Origin of the sequence: Marinobacterium ramblicola, from assembly GCF_019084545.1 — a bacterium.
Classification (GTDB): Bacteria; Pseudomonadota; Gammaproteobacteria; order Pseudomonadales; family Balneatricaceae; genus Marinobacterium_D; species Marinobacterium_D ramblicola.
Map to the genome: position 1 here is coordinate 128,304 of NZ_JAHREP010000015.1, position 17,998 is coordinate 146,301.

Consider the following 17,998-nt stretch of genomic DNA (forward strand, 5'->3'; position numbering starts at 1 on the left):
CTAACTAACGATACTTTTTAAAGCGATTTATCTAACGTGCTACAGGGACGTTACGGCAGCGCCGGCGCTCCCTGCTCGTCCCATAGGTTCCTCGCGAATCCCGCCGGCGCTGCCATACCGTTCACGATAAAGCGTTTTATGGCCGTTCTTTTCGAGATACAGACCCAGAGCCTTAGAACTGGCCTTGTAGCCAAGCTCTGCCATCTCCAGATGATCGAACACATCAACAAGCCGACTACCGGCATAGACCTCTAGCCGGTAATAAAGCTTTCCAGTAGCCGGAACACTGACAATCGCGGAAACGTAAGCGGATGCACCTTGATCAATTAACGACCCGAAAGGATCCACCACCTCTCTAGGATCGGGACGGGTGTAACCCTGAAACCTCGCTTCTAACGCCTTAAACTGATCAATCGAGCCAGACGACTCTTTCACTACAGGAGCAGCAGGCGCAGACCGCCCTTGATCAGCGCCGATATCACCAACATTCCCACCACCACCAACAGGAACCGGAGTAAGATTCGACTCAAGGTATGCGTTAGCCTTCTCAGTAGAGATCCCAACAAGCGAACCATTTTCGACTGCTTTAACTGCTGAAATAACGAACCACACGAGGCACCCAACGACCCCGAGGGCAACCATCTGTAACTTAGGGTCTCGATAAATAGGTCTACTCTCTGACGAGCCGAAAGCTTTTCCTGTTTTAGTTGACTGATAACAGGCGAAGATTGTTTGGTTCGCCTTATATTCCTTTGGCGATCCCATGTAATGACTGAACTGTTTTCCACTTGATTCTGGGTCATGTGTAAATTCCTTCCAGCTGTGTTTTTTCCACGGCAGAAGCGCACCTAGTGCCTTATGCCGATAGGCTATCTCGGCCACTTCTCGCGCTTCTGGGTGAACCTTGGCGATATTCGGCGTGGTGCAATAAATATCCCAGTTATAGTGCCGATGCTGGTCAAAAGCGTTTTCAACTGTTTCGGGTCTATCTCTATCACCATCCCACCAAGGGCACAGCTTTTTTACTTCGTCATCGCTTCTCGGTTCACCATTATCAAAGGTCAAATGGAGATCATATTTTTTTAAATCACGGTCGCGCTTCTTCGAGTAAACCCGCTGAAACTCATCCATTACAATCAAAGCGCCTTTAGGAACCCAATGAAAGAAATGGGACATCGCGTTAAAACCTTTCGATGAATCAGCTTCAACATGGATGATTTGGGCTTCTGGGTGTAGCTTCTCACCTATCGCATCCTCTATACGCTTAAGCGAATCCAAACCCCTGATATTTGTAACCAGCGTTCTGCCCTGCTTTAACGCAGGAATAACTACGCGCTGAATCGTACCGAACGACTTATATGAACCCGGAGGACCGTGGTGTATACATGCCGTCATATTACCCCCTTAGAACAAACGCATTAGAAAACTGACAATTGCAGAGTTCATAATCATATTGAGCGCTTCCGGTATTTTGTAACGTGTACAAAAACCGAGAAGGTTAGAATCTAATTGACCCCAATAGTATTGAAGTGTTGACGATATATTGAGGTTATCCATTAAAGCCTGAGCAACACCCCAAAGGAATTTTATAGCCGCAACTTTCATCCAAACATACCAAGTCGCGATCCATATTATTACTTCAGCAAATACATCCTGAATAAATGAATATGCGTTCCAATCAGTCAGAAAATCATATATACCCTGTATGGCATCTAATATCTCACCCATTGTTAGAAACCCCGCGCATTAGAATAAAGAAGCTGATAAGCGCCGCGACAGCCATAACCAAAGCGGCAAGATTGAATTGATCTAGATAAGGAAGCCATTTAGTAATACCAATATCACCAGTAGCACCCCTTACTGTTATTTCATAGGGAGTAATCGCGCCGCCACCATTTACGGGCTGAAACATACTGTTTACTTGGCTTTTAATATCAGAAAGCTCGGCATTAAATGCGGCAACGGCTTCGTTATACGACGCCTCGCCTTTGCCACTCTCAAAACCGTGCTCTTGAGGCTCACCCGGATCAAACTCGCCCGTACACTCCTTAGAATACGGATTCTTTTCACAAGCAGAACCTTGCTGTTGTTCACCAGACGCTTGACTATCACCCGAAACACTTGATGATTCTGAAGAACCGGTGACATTGCCATTAGCATCAACATTGGTCGTAGTAGTTTTAGTGACGACGGCTGTGCCCGATCCCGGGAGTTTGGTATATGTCACCGATCCGTCATCATGCCGTACGGTATATTGTTCATCATTATGACCTGTATATGATTGTATTATCTCTTCTTTAACTTCTTTTGACCCATCAGGATACGTTGTTGTAGTTGTAACCTTTGTAGTAGTTTTGGTTATACCATTATCATACGTAACAACATCGACTACATCAGATGCTTTTTCAACAGAAACGCCATCTGCTCTTTTCTCTACCGTCGTTTCCGAAGCAGTCGCTACTTCTGTACCATCTGCCAACGTTTCGGTAGTTTCAGGTACATAAGTAGTATTCGATTCATTAACCGGACCATCATCAACTTCATTTGACGAATCCAAATTCTCGATTGATGAATCATTTACCGGTGGTTCATCAACTGTTTTAGTTTGAATATTTCCTTCTACAGGATCCAATGCATTACCAGTTGCCACACCATCAGCAAACATATAATGGAACTTTTGCCCATTTTCAGTGTATGTTTTCCAATCGACATAGCGACTATCGTAGGTATATTCACAACCATCATACGATACAGTATTCTGATAATACTCATCCCCACAACCAACGCACGTAAAAACCGGATCAGGTTCTGAAGGCATCTGCCAATAAATATATTTTGTGGTTCCAAAATCTGGACAATCAGGACCGGGCTCACTGCATTGAAAAGATGCTCCTGAACCAGAACCACAAGCATAAAACTTAGTCCTAATAGCTCCATTATTCGCTCCACCATTCCATGTAAAGTGGATATAAGAACCATCATACGATGTATAACTAGCATCAGGACTACAAGCAGCAATCGAGGTAGAACTACACTTAGAACGAAAGTCAGAAAAGGCAGACGCAGCAGTATTACCAGCCCCATAAGGTGAAACATCAACCCAATAATAAGAGCCGTCTACCCAATCACCATTTGCAGCAAAAGTAGAGACAGGCAAAAAACCAATAAAAAACGCCAAAGCAACAAACAGCCAATTGCCCCAGTGATTGGAAAAGCTAGGGCGATACCAGGGCAACTTCATTTTATTTCCTCCAATAAAAAAAGGGGCCATCTCTGGCCCCCTTACTCAGGCAATCCGCCCGGTGTACCAACCGAACATTGCCGACCCCCACCAGAGGAGAACTAACCCGAGTGTTACGGCCATATCAGCGCTTCAGCAGGCCGTAGATGATGGCGAAACCAGTGATCAGCAGAACCGCCGCCAGAAGACCGGCGATGATCAGGTTGATCGTGGTATTGGTCGCGCTATACGCGTCACTGATCTGGGTATTCTGAGTAGCATCCAGAGCCCAGGACGGAGTAGCGGCGATCATGGCAGAGCCGACAGCAGTTACCGCACCGGTTGCTTTGGCCGCCAGACGACGCAGGCGGGACGGTTGACGAACCGGGGTATACACCCCGTCCACGTTTACAGCTTCGATAGTAGGCATTAGGGATCTCCTGTTAACGCCAGTTAAGAAGACGGACACATTTCCCCGCTCCCCACATGATGGAGAACAAAAGGGCAGCACCGCCGACAGCGATGCCGAAAAATTCGGCATCGAAAGTAAAGAGCGCTTGAAGCGTGTTATTCAGGTCAACGATCGGCTGTAGATCGAGTCCCGAAGACATCGCCCAGCTAGCGGAACACTGCGGAACTCCTTCCGCTGACTGGGTAATTTCGCCCGTGCACTCTAAAAACATTACTTAGGCCTCCCGCAGACAGTGCACAGCTCACGGAAGCCCTCACCCGTCAACACGACTGATGAAGGACCGCCGCAAGAGCAGGGACGTACCCGCAGGATGGTAAACATTAGCTGCTAACCTTCTGGCCAGCGGCTGAAGCAGCCGGTGCAGTCTGAGACGGTTTAGCCGCTGCTTCCGGTATCACCCGCAACAGGTGATCCGAGTTGGTGGTATTACCGAAACCGTTACGGCTTTCGCGGGGTTCGGTTTCGAACTGGGCCATAATCGGGCCGTTATCGAGATCAAGCGCATCATATACAGCCGGTTCAGCCGAATACTGCGCTACGGCGTAGCCCTTTTTGTTCGGGCGATCATTGCCGACCGGCACAAGCACCTGTACGGAGCAACGAAGCTCACCGGATTGCTTATTGGTGTAAGCATCCTTGTTAATAACAAACAGGCTCTTTACTGATTTAATTTCCGGTATCTTAAACATATCTATTTCCTCTTCCGTTTAGGTGTAAATCCACCGTGATACTCATACTGCTGTAGCGTTGACCACCGATATTTAACGCCTTTGAATTGGATAACCCCTCGCACTGCATCTTTCGTCGTTGCTTTAACTGCTATTTTCGAAGCGATCCGAAGGCTATCTGTATCAACAACTACGTTTCCTATTGCAGTAGCCATTTAAAACGCCTTTTCACGTTGCCTTACGGCACGGGCTCTATTTGCTTCGCAAACCGGGCCTAAGGTCCCGGCCCTTACGGGTAACGATCCCTAACGCCTGCTGCACTCCGTTTGCCAAAAGCGAAAAGCAAGATCGCTCCCGGCTCTGAATCAAGGGCGGGGGTCTGTCCCCGCCCCGACAACAGCGCCAATCCGTTTACGGACGGTGAGGCACTGACCAATGGGCGCAAGGGACGTTGCACTTCTGCCCTTGCGCCCATTAGTCAGCACCTCCCTCTTCGTCCGCGATTGGCGATGATGACGGGGCGGGGACAGAAGCAGATCCAAGGAAATCACCGGGGCACCCAGCACGGAGCCAAGCAGTCAACACAGCACCACCGAGGGTCCAAACATCTGTACCCCTTTGAATCGATTCGTTCTGAAGCTGGAGATAAACCGATGAAGGCGCGACCACGTAAAAACGGCGGTCCTTATCTTCAACCTCATTTAAACGAGGGGGGATAATGTGGTTAGACACGATTAACTTTCCTCTTATGATCGGTGTCCTTATAAACATTGCCTCGGGCATCGATAAACGTTCCCGAACGCAGGCGTGGATAATCATTTGCAGGCATCCAATATCGATCGCAGCGTTCACAGTGCCAGTGTTGCCGGGCGAACCGAGCCAAACGCCCCGCTTGTCCAAATTGCGCCGGACGGTAATGAAGCGGATGACGGCATTTCGGGCAATTTTCCATCGCCAAATATTCTTCAGGCTCATCGAACGGCTGTATCCATTCAAAATCGGGGAATTTGGCAGGGCGTAGTTGGGCAGTCATAATAACAGCCCTGAACTACGATCTAACTTGATAAGAAAAATTGCTTCTGAAAAATCCCAGCCACACATCTGTAAATAATGACGTGCAACGCAACGACTAACATTCTGCTCCCAGCAAACAGCTGTTATCTTTTCTTCGCATGTCATGCTGCCACCCGCACACCAGACTCAATTAAACGGAAAAGCGCGTGAATTTCGTCAACCACTTTCTGCACAGTCGCAAGATCCACGTCATAGGAAATGAAATATGAATGAGAAACATAAGTCGGAGTCGGAGACTTATACGACGCAAGACAAATAGGCCCAGCACGATCAGAAGTGCGATCCACACCATGATCAAAAACAGAACAATTCAACCGCCGAACCGGACCATTAAAATCAGATGACCAAAAATCAACATGAATTCCACGGCAATTAATCGAAACATAAATATCCCGATCAAAACCAGAAAGCCGCGTAGCCTCAGCAGCCAATTCAGAAAACATTGCGATGATGCAATCACGATCTGATACCGGCTTATCCGCAGCAGGGAAAGTAAGATGTTCCATCAGAATTCCTCCTGCTCAAGGCATGAATGAGAGAGAAGCGCCACATTGACCAAACGATGCTTACCAATCCGAACAGTCGGTATATGGCCGTTTTCACACCAACCGCGCACGATGTTCTGATCTACCCGAATCCAATCGGCGAACTCTCGCCACGCCATCAAAGGCGGTACCGGTGCAGGAACTGGGGTGATTGGTTGTTGATCCATCGTTGCGCCTCTATAATCCGTTGTTAGAAGTAGTCACACGAAATATGTTCTATGAACATATATGTTCATAATACACTAACTTGTGATTATGTATATAGAACATAGATTGGATTTTTCAATGCAGGAATCTGCTTTAGATAGAGCACTGCTATTGCTGCAACGAGCAAACCTTAAAGACCTTGCAACGCCTAACAGCAAGGAATACATAAGGTGGCAGAACATAAAGAGGCGAAAAGCGCGCTTAGGCATTGAAGAAGCCGAAGCACTGAGCAAGCTATACCCTCAATACTCGCTATGGCTGATAAGCGGAAACACCGCACCAGAAATCGGACAGACCAGCCCAGAGCTGGACGAGATACAACGCTCAGACTCAGGGGCAGTAAACGCGGGTTAAGTGTTGCCCAGGCAGTAAAGGATCGCTGGTACAACAACAGGGAGGGATGAGGATGGAGCAAAACACCGATTGGGATAACAAGCGACCTGAAAAACGTCGACCCCGCAAAGTCACCAAGAACAAACAACCACTCCCGCAATGGGCACACATTACCCTCGGAATCGTCGTTGCCTTCTTCATCATCGCTTTCGCTACCGACCGATATCTAGGCCACGTTGCCAAAGAACTAAGAGAAAGACAGGCTGAAAAAGACAGATACGAACGAGCCCATAGAATCGCACAACAACAAGCAATCTCCGACGCCCAAAGACGTAGAGCCTACCTAGACGCTTACAACGACCCACAATGCCTGTTCTGGCGGCATGAGATGAAGAAGCAGGCAACCAAAAAGACAATGTCGAAAGTCATCGAACACTGTCCGGCACCTATCGATTAAGTGTCACCATCGTGTCACTTGCGTTGTGTTGCATAGTGGTTTTTCGAACATTTCAGCAGATACGAACCAAACCAAAAACGTTGTATTCTGGCGCTTTGTGGTAGAACGGAGCCGCTAGGCCAAGGGTTCGAAACCCGCCACCTCCACCAAATTGCGGAACGGTACAGACCGTTCCAGACCACTGCAGGCCAGTAATCACGCGGTCTGCAGCTCTTCCACTCTCTCACCGCACTTTGTCCCGAATGGTCCAGACAGGTCCCCGGTTCGGCACAATTTCGTCACATCGTCGTCACCGCTCACCGTTGACGCAGCCTGTGACCTGCTCCGCGCTCACGGCACCCGAGAGTGTCACGACTTCCGCAAGCGCATCTTCCTCAAACATGAGTCCTTGGTGGACACGCTGGCCGGTGGTTACCTGCTTTCCGTCCGTGAAAACTCCTATCTTGAAGCGAATCGCAATCTACTGCGTATCGATCAGCGCCTTTCGATTCACGACCTCAACCTGTCAGCTGATACTGACGCAATCAAAGCGTTCTCCCGAAAGCAGGCAAAGGCCTGCCAAACAGTGGCCGAAAGCAACCATTACTCATCTGAAGCGTATGACTGGGGTCGAGATCTTGCTCTCCGGTATAACCTGACGCCTCCAAGCCCCAAAGACTACCAGGGGGATACCTATCCCTGTATCAAGCGCCTCTGCAATGATCGCTGGTGGCGTCGCAAGGTGATTAGGCTTCAGCGCCGCACCATCGAGTCAATTGCGCGGGACCTGGGACTGGTCTGCGCGCAACGTTCCGCCTACTCCAGTGCCGTAACCAGGGAAACGCGCCGGCGCCAGAAAGCGAGCAGCGCTGAGTATCTCGCAAGCACCATGCTGGAAAATGACGATGGCGACCGTTTCAGCCTCCAGGAACTTCACGATAGATCAGTCTCGAACCCCGCGGTAAGGCGGGCAGAGCTGATGACACGCATAAAGGGATTTGAGATGGTCGCCCAGCACCTGGGCCACTGTGGCGAGTTTTACACTCTGACAGCTCCATCCCGAATGCATGCTCGGCTAAAACGTGGTGGTAAGAATCCACGATATGACGGCACCACACCCGATCAAGCTCACCAGTACCTGACCGCCCTCTTTCGTTGTATCCGTTCGAAGCTGCACCGAGAAGGTTTGCCCGCGTACGGTCTGCGGGTGGTAGAGCCAAATCACGACGGGACACCACACTGGCACCTGCTGCTGTTCATGGATCCAGCTCACTGTGAAGCAGTGCGCCGGATCTTCAGCAGCTACGCACTTCGCTCCGACCCAGACGAAAAGGGCGCTCGAAAGCACCGTTTTACCGCCAAAGCCATCGATCCGAAGCGAGGCAGTGCAGCCGGTTATGTCGCGAAGTACATAGCCAAGAATATCGACGGAGAGTACGACGGTACCGATATCACCGGCCAGGACACAAAGAGCACGGCTCGAGCGATCGACGCCTGGGCGAGCACTTTCAATATCCGCCAGTTCCAGTTTATAGGCGGGCCGAGCGTAACCATTTGGCGAGAGCTTCGCAGGCTGGCCAATTCCGAGAGCGAATCAGCTTCCCCTCTTCTCCAGAAAGCGATAGAAGCCGCCGACGCAGCTGAATGGGCGGCGTTCGTCATGGTCATGGGTGGTCCCATCATGCGGAGAGTTCTGCGCCCTATCCAGTCGCTTTACGACGCTAAGGAAGTGGTCGACCTGGATACCGGCGAAATACTCCATGAGGCTGTTACTGGCTACGGTGACCCAAAGCCGCCACGGTTGATCGGTTTGGTCGCTGAGGCATCCCGAGTAATCACGAGGACGAAAACATGGACACTAATTCCGAGAGGGACGCCGCCGCAATCCTGTGGACAGGTGGACACAGGGGCGCGAAGGCGGCCCGCCTTGGACTTGTGTCAATAAGTGTACGGTGTCGAATTAATAGTGAGTGTGGCAATGAATATGGGCAATGAGTACGAAATAGAAACCATTGGTGACTGGAATCCTGAACTGCGGTTTGAACTGGACGAAGCTGTCTCCCTTTTTCATAAAGAAGTGATCCGTATCGAAGATAGAGCGCACCTTCCGAAACCTCCGATCGAGATGATCGGGATAGTCTGCGGTGTTCTGACATTGAACGATGAAATTGAAGTTATCGTCAGATTTTCTGACGGGCTCGAGCAGCTCTGTAAAACGGAATTCTGCGGCGACTTCATCCTGGTGGAAAAAGCATGTCTCGACGGTTAGACCCATTTCTTTACCGACTCGATGATATCGAGCAGGAAGCACGAAGAGCACATGGCTCTTCAACGGCGGCTTACCTCGATTATGTCGTTCGCGAGTTCCTGAAGTATTGGCGTCAACTCCAGGGAGAAAAGCCGCCAGAGTTAGAGGGTATAACCTGGCACCGCCTCTGCCTGCTATTCGAGCTGAAGCTGAGGGAAATAGCCTACGCCCGGTTTGATCTGGAGTGGATGATTTTCGAGTATGACGGGGAGCCACTGTACAACGACAACTGCCCTCGCCCACCACCGCGCAAGATTTATAGACGATACTGACCGTCCGGATCGGGAGCCCCCGGCCCGGCCTAACCGTAAATACCAGGAGAAACGATTATGCCAACAGATCAAGAAATGAAAGTTTACGATGCCCTGAAAGGCGTTCAGCGCTCCGTATCGGCCCTCGGTGAACTACGCAATCTGATTCCTGAGGAAGATCAGTATGCCAACCTCATTACGTGCCTCGCTGAGCGCCTTGAAGCCGATTTTGTAGTGCTTCAATCGGCTTGCTTCAAGCAGATGTCCGCCGAACGGGTGAACGCAGCGTAGCAGCGCGCGCCGCTAGCACGCGAGCGGCGTTCACCCGGATAGGCGGCATTACGCTGTAGGCCTGCTTACCACTGGTTAACCGCCGGTACCTCGACCGCGCGATCGCCAGCGCAGCAGACCCAGCTACCACCGGATTACGTCATTCGATTGACGTAATCCGCGTCCTCGAGGGTCATGCCGCACCGTGGCCGTTGCGCGCCTTGATTAACGATAGCATTTTTGTGCCTGGCGAACGTGTACCAGGTTGATTTTTGCTATCACATTGGTTGTAGGGACGCGAAGCATTCACCAATGTCTTGCGTGCCTCTGAATGATTTGGTAGTTTTTCCACTAGGTATCGGATATATGCCTCATGCCCGCGCAAGAAAGCACTATGTGCAATATCTTTTTTATTAACTTTGGCGACCATATTTTTTCCTTATTTTCAGGAAAGGTCAGCGGGCAGCCCGTCTCCTGTAGAGGAATTAAATATGACTCGTGACATTCATATCTCTAAATTTTCGTGGTTACAGAACGATAATTTACTTTTTCTTAATCAGCACTTTCTTAACCATGTAAAAAACCAGGCAAGAAAACTTCAAAAACAGACTGTCGGCAAACTCTCACGCCTTGCTGCTCTGGATACTGTTAGCCGTTCTTATAACTTTGAATCCTGGAAGAATTTACAGGCAAAATTCCGCTATGAGTCTGCTGGCAGTGTTAGAGGAACTTTATTTCCTTCCGCCGACGATCACCCTTTTGATTGCCACACCGATAGGCAACTTCACGGTGCCGTATATCGATATTTTAATATCAAGCCCATAAACCAAGTAGTACAGTTAGTTTTCGATGAGTCTGACTTCGTGCATGCTTGGCTAGACCATCCTTTAATCGAAAACGGTGAGCGAGGCGCGTTTGACTTGTTTCTTTCTATAGGGCTGGTAAATGACTACCCGTTAGAAAAGTGGCTAGTGGACAATGACCCATTTTTTCAAGAACCTGACTACGAATATAAAGCTTTTCGTTTTATTCACCCCCATAAACTTTCCCATGATGATGCATGTGCCATAATCGAAGAACGTTTGGAAGAGCATGGTTTTATAGGGTTCGGTAGAACTTGTTGTCCGCAGTATATATGGATTGATGGCCGTTTACCTGAAGATACAACCCCACCCGACATTGAGGAAGGCGACGATAGCTGCCCTCTCCTAGTTCTTCCTGAAGAAGCCTGGCCGAGGGTTTACGAATGAAATGGAAAACACTCGATAAATTCTCTGAAGAGTCCGGCATGTCGAAAGAGTCAATCCGCGCTCTCAAGAAGAAAGGCTCTTGGCGCGAAAAGATCCATTGGACGAAAGCAGCCAATGGACGGATTTTCATCAATGTAGTAGCGGTGGAAGCATGGATAGAAGGCAAGCTGGCGTAAGGCCTCGCGGCGATAGCATCATGCTGGACTTCAGCTACATGGGCCAGCGTTGCAGAGAGACCCTCAGGGTCAAACCCACCAAGACGGCGATCAAGGAGGCCTCCCGCAAGCGGGAGGCCATCCTGTACGAAATAGCAATGGGGACTTTCGACTACGCGCAACACTTCCCCACCAGTAAAAATGCTCTGAAGTTCGGCAAGAACAAAGGCGCTCTCGTCACGATCGAGGAGCAACTGAAGCAGTGGATCAATAAGGCCGAGAAGCGCTGTCAGTACAGCACAATCCGGGATTACAACAGCTCGATCTACTACCACCTGATACCGGCATTCGGTCACCTGACTCTCGATGAATTCAACGTCTCCCATGTTTATGACTGGTTGGATGAACTCTCGATCTCGAACAAACGAATCAACAATGTCCTGGGACCTCTTCGCCAAGCCCTGCAGGATGCCTTTTACGACGGTCTGATCAGTCAGAATCCGATGGATCGTTTCCGGTACCTGTCGCCGGAAACCAGGGAGCCGCAGCCGTTCAACCTGGACGAAATCGATAGAATACTCGCTCAGCTTGATGGTCAGTCCCGCAACCTGATCCAGTTTGCCTTTTGGTCCGGCCTTCGCACCTCTGAACTCATCGCCTTGCGCTGGCAGGATGTAGATCTTGCCGGCAGCAGAATCCATATCCGGAGAGCCATCGTACGCAGACGGGAGAAGTCGACCAAGACGGTTTCCGGTCTTAGATCCGTCGACCTGCAGCCAGGTGCTCGAGAGGCGCTTGAGGCTCAATTTCCCAACACAGGGAAGCTGACCCGTGTTTTCCATGATCCGACAACGAACAAGCCCTGGGCAGGCGATCACATCATCAGGAAGCGTGTTTGGATGCCTGCTCTTAAAGCTGCCGGGGTTTCCTATAGGAATCCGTATCAGACACGGCACACCTTCGCCTCGTTCCACCTCTCTCAGGGGAAAAACCCCTTGTGGGTGGCCCAGCAGATGGGGCATAAAGACTGGGGCATGATCCGCAAGACATATGGCCGATGGATCCCTCAGGAGTAGCTGGCGAAACACGATCGAGTGGCGGAGCTACGACGCAGCTATGCAAGGAGGCAGCGAGCAAGCGAGGAGTGTTCGCCTGTAATGTTGGTCAGGTGTTATAATCGGCACCATCGAGGCACAGGGATATAGTAAGTGACTGAATTCAAAGCGGTAAGTGAGTTTTCGAAACCCGCCACCTCCACCAAATTGCTAAAGTTAAAAGCCTGTTTTTACAGGCTTTTTTCATTTATACACGTAAAAAACAGCAGTCTCTATAAGCTGCAGATGCTCGCTATAAAAGCGGTCCTCCTGCCAAACGGCTCAATCTCGAATACACCTGCAAAACCTTAGCTGCATTCCGAATTGATCTCGCCGGACAAAATAGTCCAGTTCCAGTCGCCGAGTTACACACTGTAAAGTAGATGATATATTTTTAACGAACTATGGAGCCTGCACGCCATACTCTTCGCAGTCTATTAAAAATGGCACCAATCAGTCACATATGGATTGTGTGCAAAACGAAATTGCGCCATTCATTTCAAGCAAGAGATGGATCAAGAGGCCAATGTATCAGTTGCTGAGGTTGAACCATGAGAAAGCAGCGAGCTCTTGAACTACTGAGCCGCAGTAAGCCGGAACTACAGGCCCAGTTCGGCGTAATCCGGCTCGCGCTGTTTGGCTCAACCGCCCGTGATACAGCAACCAGCGACAGCGATATCGATGTGCTTGTCGCCTTCGACGGACCCGCCACCTCCAAACGCTATTTCGGTGTACAGTTCTACTTGGAAGACCTATTGGGCTGTCCGGTCGATCTGGTGACCGAGAAAGCACTGCGCGCCGAGTTACGCCCCTACATCGAACGGGAGCAGGTTAATGTCTAACAGCACTCAGCGAGAATGGCGTTTCTATCTTGATGACATGATTGGCTTCTCCGAAAAGGTACTGACCTATACCGACGGGCTCGATAAAGCCGATTTTATAGCGAGCGGACTGACCTACGACGCCACCCTACGTAACCTGGAACTGATCGGTGAAGCCGCCACCCATATTCCTGACGCTGTTCGAGACAGCTATCCCGAAATACCTTGGCGATTGATCATCGCCACACGCAACAGGCTCATTCACGGTTACTTAGGCATAGATGAAGACACACTCTGGAGCATCATCCAGGACGACATCCCCGAATTGCTACCCAGGCTCGAGGAAGTTAGGGATGATACGAAATAATAGATACCAACTGCATTGCCTATAACTCGTACACTAGGACTGGCATACTTGGGTGTCTCCAAAACATTGTACTATAGCTGCATTCACGGCAGGTCAGGCCGCCCCGATCTGAATAGATGCCAGACACTCAGATTTAGGGCTAGTCAACCGTTGCCCAGGCAGTGATGGAACGCTGGCACAACAACAGGGAGGGATGAGGATGGGATATGCAGGGAAAGCAACTCTTTTAGCGATTGTTCTGACCGTAGCGTCAGCACAAGCACAAGACTTCACACAAGAAGTTTTAGAGAAGTACAAACGCGAAACCGGACGCTCACCCAGTACAATCCAAACGATTGACGCCCATAAGCTACTTACCGATTTTCTATCCAAAGCTACTCACGGCATGGCATCTGAGCCACCTATTACCTGCAATTTTCGACTGTGGATGAGCGAATCTGGCTCCGTCGACATGATTCAAAAACATCGCTGTAACGATTCGATTATGGCTGCTGTTTACTCTGGCCTTCAGAGCTACCACTACGATCTAAACCGGTATAAACCCTCCCAGTTCAAGCAGCCTCGCGAAGAAGAGTACGTAATCGTCGTAGGTGATCCGAAAAAGGTAACGATCTCCAGGCGATACAAGGAGGGTAATTAATATGGCTAAGAACCTACCTGACGGCGACAAGCTAAAGAAGCGAAGTAATAACGAGTGGGATAGGCTCAAAGAGCATCAAGATAGGCAGAACGAAATAAAGCGCTGGAAGCAAACTGATTGGCGTAAAGATGCCTTAGCTCCCCATTCCAAGCCCAAGCGTTCCTCATGGGATCAAAATGGAAAAATCAAACCTCTATCAGATACCTACGTCAAAAATAGCTTGCCGTGGCTACTTGCAATATCCCTCATATTTAACATGATATTACTCAGAGAATTGCTGATACGATAATATTCAAGATAGGAAATTTTATGTTTTTCGAAGAAGAGTTCGTTATTTGGGCAGATGAAAACCCCATAGAAGGTATTGTTGAGATTAGCAAAAAAGCCATATCTATGATTGAAGAGGGACCAGACTCTGAAGGATGGAATGAACAAGAATTAGAACTGGTGTGGGAAGCAGTAGGTCTAATAAAAATGATAGCTGAGGATAACGAAATAGATTTAGGCTTTATAACAAGTCCAAAAATATCAGGCGATATAAGTGAAAACTGCAGATCTGCAATGGAGTTTATTAGATCAATAAGGGATCATTATATAAAGGACGTAATGTCAGCAAAACTGGAATCCCTTCAGAGTAATTACAAGCATATACTTAGAAAACGCTTTGCATATGAATTTTCAGAAGGCGATCTAAATAGAATTCAATCAATAATAAACGAGTTGAGAGAAAACCTTACTACCTGCAGCCTATCTGACGAGCATAAAAGACGGCTTATGATAAGACTTGAAAATCTGCAATCAGAGTTACATAAGCGTGTTTCAGATATGGACAGATTCTACGGGCTATTAGGTGACGCTGGTGTAGTGTTAGGGAAGCTTGGAACAGAAGCAAAACCTCTTGTCGATAGAATAAAAGAACTAGCTTCAATTGTATGGAATACACAGGCTAGAGCTGAAGAGCTTCCATCAGGAACTCATAACCCAATGTTAGAAAATGACTCAGAGTCATAAGTATAAATTGAAGTTGATTAAACGTCAGCCTCTAAATTTACCACAAATTAGTAATCATAAAGGGTAAAGTCATGATCAAACCATAAGACATAAAAAATCTGCCCTATTCTATAACCAACTATAGGATTTAACCCATGATATCTAAAGGCCAGAAAGTGATCTTGATCTTCTGTAATAAAAGGAGGAATAGAAGTATTAATAGCACTTTTACTAATTTTCTCAGTACCTAAACCGTGGCGACCAGCCCCCTTAATATCAGACCAAAGAAGTTCCTTCCTCTTAAAAATAGAGTCTGCGAAGGCAGCTTTATGCTCTTTATCCAATGTACTAAAACAATAATTACCACGTTGTACACGTTCCAACGAAAATATTAGAGGAAGTTTCTCAGTACTCTGTGGTTCATTGGCTTTGACTAAAATTCCTTGTTTTCTATTTCCAGCCTTAATTCCATTTTTATTTTTAGCCATTATTCTATCCGTTTTTTAAAATAGTCCTTCATCTCATCAAACGGGATTACATCAGCGTTTCGTTCATGATCAAGCCAAGGGGTCTCTTCATGAGTCATATTACGAAGGGTCCAAGCAGAATATTGCCCAAATACCTCGTAAACTTCCTCAATGTGCTCCCGTTGAGCTTCATTGAAATCAGCAAGCGGATCAAACTCACCTAATTCATAGGGAATCGGATTTCGCCCATGCTCTCTGTAGGTCCGATAGAGCTCTGGCACAACCGGGCCATGTGTCCACGCCTCTATCTCAGCCTCAAACAATGGATCATCATAGATCGCTAAATGAAAGCCCTGCGCATAGTACACAAGTTTCTGTAGCTTAAGATTAGAGATACCATCTCCATCTTCCTGCTGAGCGTCTAGATAGAGGAAGCATCGAGCCACATCCTGTACGTTCGCCATAGCAGCCTCCTTATAATAGTATTTCTGTCAGTCATCCTCTTTGACTGTCCATAGTGTAGACTATTGACAATCAATCATGACCGAGTTAGGCAGCGCATCATAGTTGCCCATTAGTCTTATGTAAACACTCTTTGTTACTCTTAACTCTTCAGGCAAAACCTATGCCATCAATGAGAGAACGCTTCATTCCTCGTTACTAAGCACTCACCTACACTCTCTACGAGAGTACCTAAGTCCCATAAAGTACAGACCTGTACAAGCCATCAACCTGAAATGGGCTAGACCGTGAAGTGTCGCAAAAGTGTCGATATCATTGCTGTGTATAGCGGCTTAACCGGCAATTTCTTGCCTCATAAATCACAATAACTCGTTGTATTGTGGGATATAGCGCTCTATTGACGTAACGCTGGATAGGGTTCGAAACCCGCCACCTCCACCACTATTTCCCGAAACACCTGAACCATGCGGCCTCCAGCCGCGCCGATCCGGGCTGAAAAGCCCGCGTCCGTTCAGGTGTGCCACTGAGCTGTGCCGATTTCGACACCGGATACGTCCCCTCTCGCACAGCCCTCACTTCCAGTTCTCACAATCTCTTCAAACCAACTATATTGAGACTGGACTTACAGGACTCTCCATGGGCGAGTTAAGGACATAGGCGCCAGGCTTAAGGGACTGCTCTCTACTCTTAATGCAGCGCTACCAAGAGGGGCAGATCCCTATGTATCTGGTCAAAGATCTGATTGACTGCCGTATCGTGTTCTACTGGCTGGATGACGCCGGCATCCAGGTCAGCGCCGAGCTGCCGACCTTCCAGGACGCCGAAGAGTGGTGGAAAATCCATATATTTGCCCAATACGAGGGGTTCGAAAGGCGCAAGTCCATTGTGGATCGCCGCACCGACTTCGAGAAACGGCAACGGATGGATAACTCCCACCGGTTCGCCTCCATCAATCCCTACGGCCGACGCATGACCGATCGCCCCATCAAAGTCGACATCGATCTCGCGACCGAAAAACTGGCGGAGCTCACCGCCGAGAAGCGCATTTTGTATTACCTGACCAACTACACCCTGCGTGCTAATCGTCGCTTGTGAGGCGACTGGGTTCGATCTCTAGGGATACTGGGCTCACTAGAGTAAATCCGAACACCTGTTTCTTGCTTCCCCTCAAAAATGTTGCTGAAGAATCAGACTAATATTGCAGCATTAAGACACGGAATTAATGCTAAGGTTAAGCCTAGAGCTAAAGGAACCGCTCTATACCCCTACTTAGCGAGCACAGGGAGGAGATATCGCTATGTATCTGATCAAAGACCTGCAGGAAGGCCGAATCGTGTATTACTGGCTGGATGCAGATGACCGTTTGATAAGCCCCCATCTGTCGACCATTCAGCACGCCGAGGAGTGGTGGAAGCTATACTCATTCGCCCGCTACGACGGGGACGAGCGCCGCTCATCGGTCATCGACCGCCGGAGCAACACTGAGAAGCGCCGCCGGATGGAGAGTGCAAACCGCTACACCTCGATCAACCCTTATGGTCGCAGAACGACCGATATACCGGTAAAGGTTCATCGGGATCTCGTACCGGAGAAGATGATCAAGCTGGCCGGGGGATAACATTTTCGGCGTATGGTTTTGCTGACAGGCAAGCGGTTTCATGGATCCTCCCGGTCGCGCGGTTCAGGCGACCGGCTGCGCTGCACGAGCCAGAGCGGAACAGTGCCGGGCATTGCCGGTTATACCCACCCTTGGCTTGTCAGCCACTGCTGCACCCTCTCGATCCATTGTCGCCGGCTCACCCCAAGCAGAGGTCGACTTGCCGCCCGATACTCTGCGCTGAGGGTTCGCAAGGCCGCCTCATCCTGCGCCAGTTGCTCGACGATCCACCAGTGTCAATGCCGGTCTGAGAAGTCCTCTTTTTCGCGGTTTGAGATGTCCCCTTTTTGTCGGTTCGTTGACTGATTTAT

The 17,998-nt window shown here is 49.0% G+C and carries 25 protein-coding genes; 14 read left to right on the forward strand and 11 right to left on the reverse strand.

Annotated features, from left to right (window positions below; translation table 11 throughout):
* Positions 1 to 39 precede the first annotated feature (39 nt).
* The 8 genes from KQ940_RS13215 to KQ940_RS13250 all read right to left on the reverse strand — a co-directional run bounded on the left by KQ940_RS13215 (position 40) and on the right by KQ940_RS13250 (position 6,146).
* Positions 40 to 1,395, reverse strand: coding sequence for a zonular occludens toxin family protein (locus tag KQ940_RS13215; RefSeq protein WP_217414129.1), 1,356 nt, complete (start codon positions 1,393 to 1,395; stop codon positions 40 to 42).
* Between the two features lie 9 nt (positions 1,396 to 1,404).
* Positions 1,405 to 1,728, reverse strand: a complete 324-nt coding sequence (locus KQ940_RS13220; RefSeq protein WP_217414130.1) for a DUF2523 family protein — start codon at positions 1,726 to 1,728, stop codon at positions 1,405 to 1,407.
* Positions 1,721 to 3,271, reverse strand: coding sequence for a hypothetical protein (locus KQ940_RS13225; RefSeq protein WP_217414131.1), 1,551 nt, complete (start codon positions 3,269 to 3,271; stop codon positions 1,721 to 1,723). The genes KQ940_RS13220 and KQ940_RS13225 overlap by 8 nt, the downstream gene beginning before the upstream one ends.
* A 94-nt stretch (positions 3,272 to 3,365) precedes the next feature.
* Entirely contained in the window at positions 3,366 to 3,650 is a 285-nt protein-coding gene (locus KQ940_RS13230; RefSeq protein ID WP_217414133.1) for a hypothetical protein, read from the reverse strand.
* 362 nt (positions 3,651 to 4,012) lie between these two features.
* Entirely contained in the window at positions 4,013 to 4,381 is a 369-nt protein-coding gene (locus KQ940_RS13235) for a hypothetical protein (RefSeq protein ID WP_217414135.1), read from the reverse strand.
* A 453-nt stretch (positions 4,382 to 4,834) separates the two neighbouring features.
* Complete coding sequence (locus KQ940_RS13240; protein ID WP_217414136.1) at positions 4,835 to 5,335, reverse strand: hypothetical protein; 501 nt, start codon at positions 5,333 to 5,335, stop codon at positions 4,835 to 4,837.
* Positions 5,336 to 5,535: 200 nt separating this feature from the next.
* Positions 5,536 to 5,940 (reverse strand): hypothetical protein, encoded by a 405-nt coding sequence (locus KQ940_RS13245; RefSeq protein ID WP_217414137.1) that lies wholly within the window; start codon positions 5,938 to 5,940, stop codon positions 5,536 to 5,538.
* The gene (locus tag KQ940_RS13250) at positions 5,940 to 6,146 is read right to left on the reverse strand and encodes a MerR family transcriptional regulator (protein WP_217414138.1); all 207 of its coding nucleotides are present in this window, start codon (positions 6,144 to 6,146) and stop codon (positions 5,940 to 5,942) included. The genes KQ940_RS13245 and KQ940_RS13250 overlap by 1 nt, the downstream gene beginning before the upstream one ends.
* A gap of 446 nt (positions 6,147 to 6,592) precedes the next feature.
* On the opposite strand from KQ940_RS13250, the gene KQ940_RS13255 reads away from it, so the two are divergent.
* From KQ940_RS13255 to KQ940_RS13270, 4 genes are all read left to right on the forward strand, one after another.
* On the forward strand, positions 6,593 to 6,976 hold the full coding sequence (locus KQ940_RS13255) for a hypothetical protein (RefSeq protein ID WP_217414139.1): 384 nt from the start codon (positions 6,593 to 6,595) through the stop codon (positions 6,974 to 6,976).
* 391 nt (positions 6,977 to 7,367) lie between these two features.
* Positions 7,368 to 8,900 carry a replication endonuclease gene (locus KQ940_RS13260; protein WP_217414140.1) on the forward strand — a complete coding sequence of 511 codons (1,533 nt, stop codon included), beginning with the start codon at positions 7,368 to 7,370 and terminating at the stop codon, positions 8,898 to 8,900.
* Positions 8,901 to 8,933: 33 nt separating this feature from the next.
* Entirely contained in the window at positions 8,934 to 9,224 is a 291-nt protein-coding gene (locus tag KQ940_RS13265; protein WP_217414142.1) for a hypothetical protein, read from the forward strand.
* Between the two features lie 368 nt (positions 9,225 to 9,592).
* Complete coding sequence (locus KQ940_RS13270) at positions 9,593 to 9,805, forward strand: hypothetical protein (RefSeq protein WP_217414144.1); 213 nt, start codon at positions 9,593 to 9,595, stop codon at positions 9,803 to 9,805.
* A 172-nt stretch (positions 9,806 to 9,977) separates the two neighbouring features.
* Here KQ940_RS13270 and KQ940_RS13275 read toward each other — a convergent pair whose 3' ends face one another.
* Positions 9,978 to 10,214 carry a hypothetical protein gene (locus KQ940_RS13275; RefSeq protein WP_217414145.1) on the reverse strand — a complete coding sequence of 79 codons (237 nt, stop codon included), beginning with the start codon at positions 10,212 to 10,214 and terminating at the stop codon, positions 9,978 to 9,980.
* A 61-nt stretch (positions 10,215 to 10,275) separates the two neighbouring features.
* Between KQ940_RS13275 and KQ940_RS13280 the strand changes: the two genes are divergently transcribed.
* The 8 genes from KQ940_RS13280 to KQ940_RS13315 all read left to right on the forward strand — a co-directional run bounded on the left by KQ940_RS13280 (position 10,276) and on the right by KQ940_RS13315 (position 15,122).
* A complete protein-coding gene (locus KQ940_RS13280) occupies positions 10,276 to 11,034 on the forward strand; it encodes a hypothetical protein (protein ID WP_217414146.1) in 759 nt (252 codons plus the stop codon).
* Entirely contained in the window at positions 11,031 to 11,210 is a 180-nt protein-coding gene (locus KQ940_RS13285; RefSeq protein WP_217414147.1) for a hypothetical protein, read from the forward strand. The genes KQ940_RS13280 and KQ940_RS13285 overlap by 4 nt, the downstream gene beginning before the upstream one ends.
* A 20-nt stretch (positions 11,211 to 11,230) precedes the next feature.
* A complete protein-coding gene (locus KQ940_RS13290; protein WP_217414148.1) occupies positions 11,231 to 12,265 on the forward strand; it encodes a site-specific integrase in 1,035 nt (344 codons plus the stop codon).
* Between the two features lie 569 nt (positions 12,266 to 12,834).
* On the forward strand, positions 12,835 to 13,125 hold the full coding sequence (locus tag KQ940_RS13295; protein ID WP_217414149.1) for a nucleotidyltransferase family protein: 291 nt from the start codon (positions 12,835 to 12,837) through the stop codon (positions 13,123 to 13,125).
* The gene (locus KQ940_RS13300; protein WP_217414150.1) at positions 13,118 to 13,471 is read left to right on the forward strand and encodes a HepT-like ribonuclease domain-containing protein; all 354 of its coding nucleotides are present in this window, start codon (positions 13,118 to 13,120) and stop codon (positions 13,469 to 13,471) included. The genes KQ940_RS13295 and KQ940_RS13300 overlap by 8 nt, the downstream gene beginning before the upstream one ends.
* Positions 13,472 to 13,670: 199 nt before the next feature.
* Complete coding sequence (locus tag KQ940_RS13305; protein WP_217414151.1) at positions 13,671 to 14,111, forward strand: hypothetical protein; 441 nt, start codon at positions 13,671 to 13,673, stop codon at positions 14,109 to 14,111.
* A 1-nt stretch (position 14,112) separates the two neighbouring features.
* Positions 14,113 to 14,400 carry a hypothetical protein gene (locus KQ940_RS13310; protein WP_217414152.1) on the forward strand — a complete coding sequence of 96 codons (288 nt, stop codon included), beginning with the start codon at positions 14,113 to 14,115 and terminating at the stop codon, positions 14,398 to 14,400.
* Positions 14,401 to 14,420: 20 nt separating this feature from the next.
* Positions 14,421 to 15,122, forward strand: a complete 702-nt coding sequence (locus KQ940_RS13315) for a hypothetical protein (protein WP_217414153.1) — start codon at positions 14,421 to 14,423, stop codon at positions 15,120 to 15,122.
* Positions 15,123 to 15,169: 47 nt separating this feature from the next.
* Here KQ940_RS13315 and KQ940_RS13320 read toward each other — a convergent pair whose 3' ends face one another.
* Positions 15,170 to 15,589 carry a hypothetical protein gene (locus tag KQ940_RS13320; RefSeq protein WP_217414154.1) on the reverse strand — a complete coding sequence of 140 codons (420 nt, stop codon included), beginning with the start codon at positions 15,587 to 15,589 and terminating at the stop codon, positions 15,170 to 15,172.
* Positions 15,589 to 16,032, reverse strand: coding sequence for a Panacea domain-containing protein (locus KQ940_RS13325; protein WP_217414155.1), 444 nt, complete (start codon positions 16,030 to 16,032; stop codon positions 15,589 to 15,591). The genes KQ940_RS13320 and KQ940_RS13325 overlap by 1 nt, the downstream gene beginning before the upstream one ends.
* 718 nt (positions 16,033 to 16,750) lie before the next feature.
* Here KQ940_RS13325 and KQ940_RS13330 point away from each other — a divergent pair.
* Positions 16,751 to 17,125 (forward strand): hypothetical protein, encoded by a 375-nt coding sequence (locus KQ940_RS13330; RefSeq protein ID WP_217414157.1) that lies wholly within the window; start codon positions 16,751 to 16,753, stop codon positions 17,123 to 17,125.
* Between the two features lie 202 nt (positions 17,126 to 17,327).
* A complete protein-coding gene (locus KQ940_RS13335; RefSeq protein ID WP_217414159.1) occupies positions 17,328 to 17,648 on the forward strand; it encodes a hypothetical protein in 321 nt (106 codons plus the stop codon).
* The last annotated feature ends 350 nt before the right edge of the window (positions 17,649 to 17,998 follow it).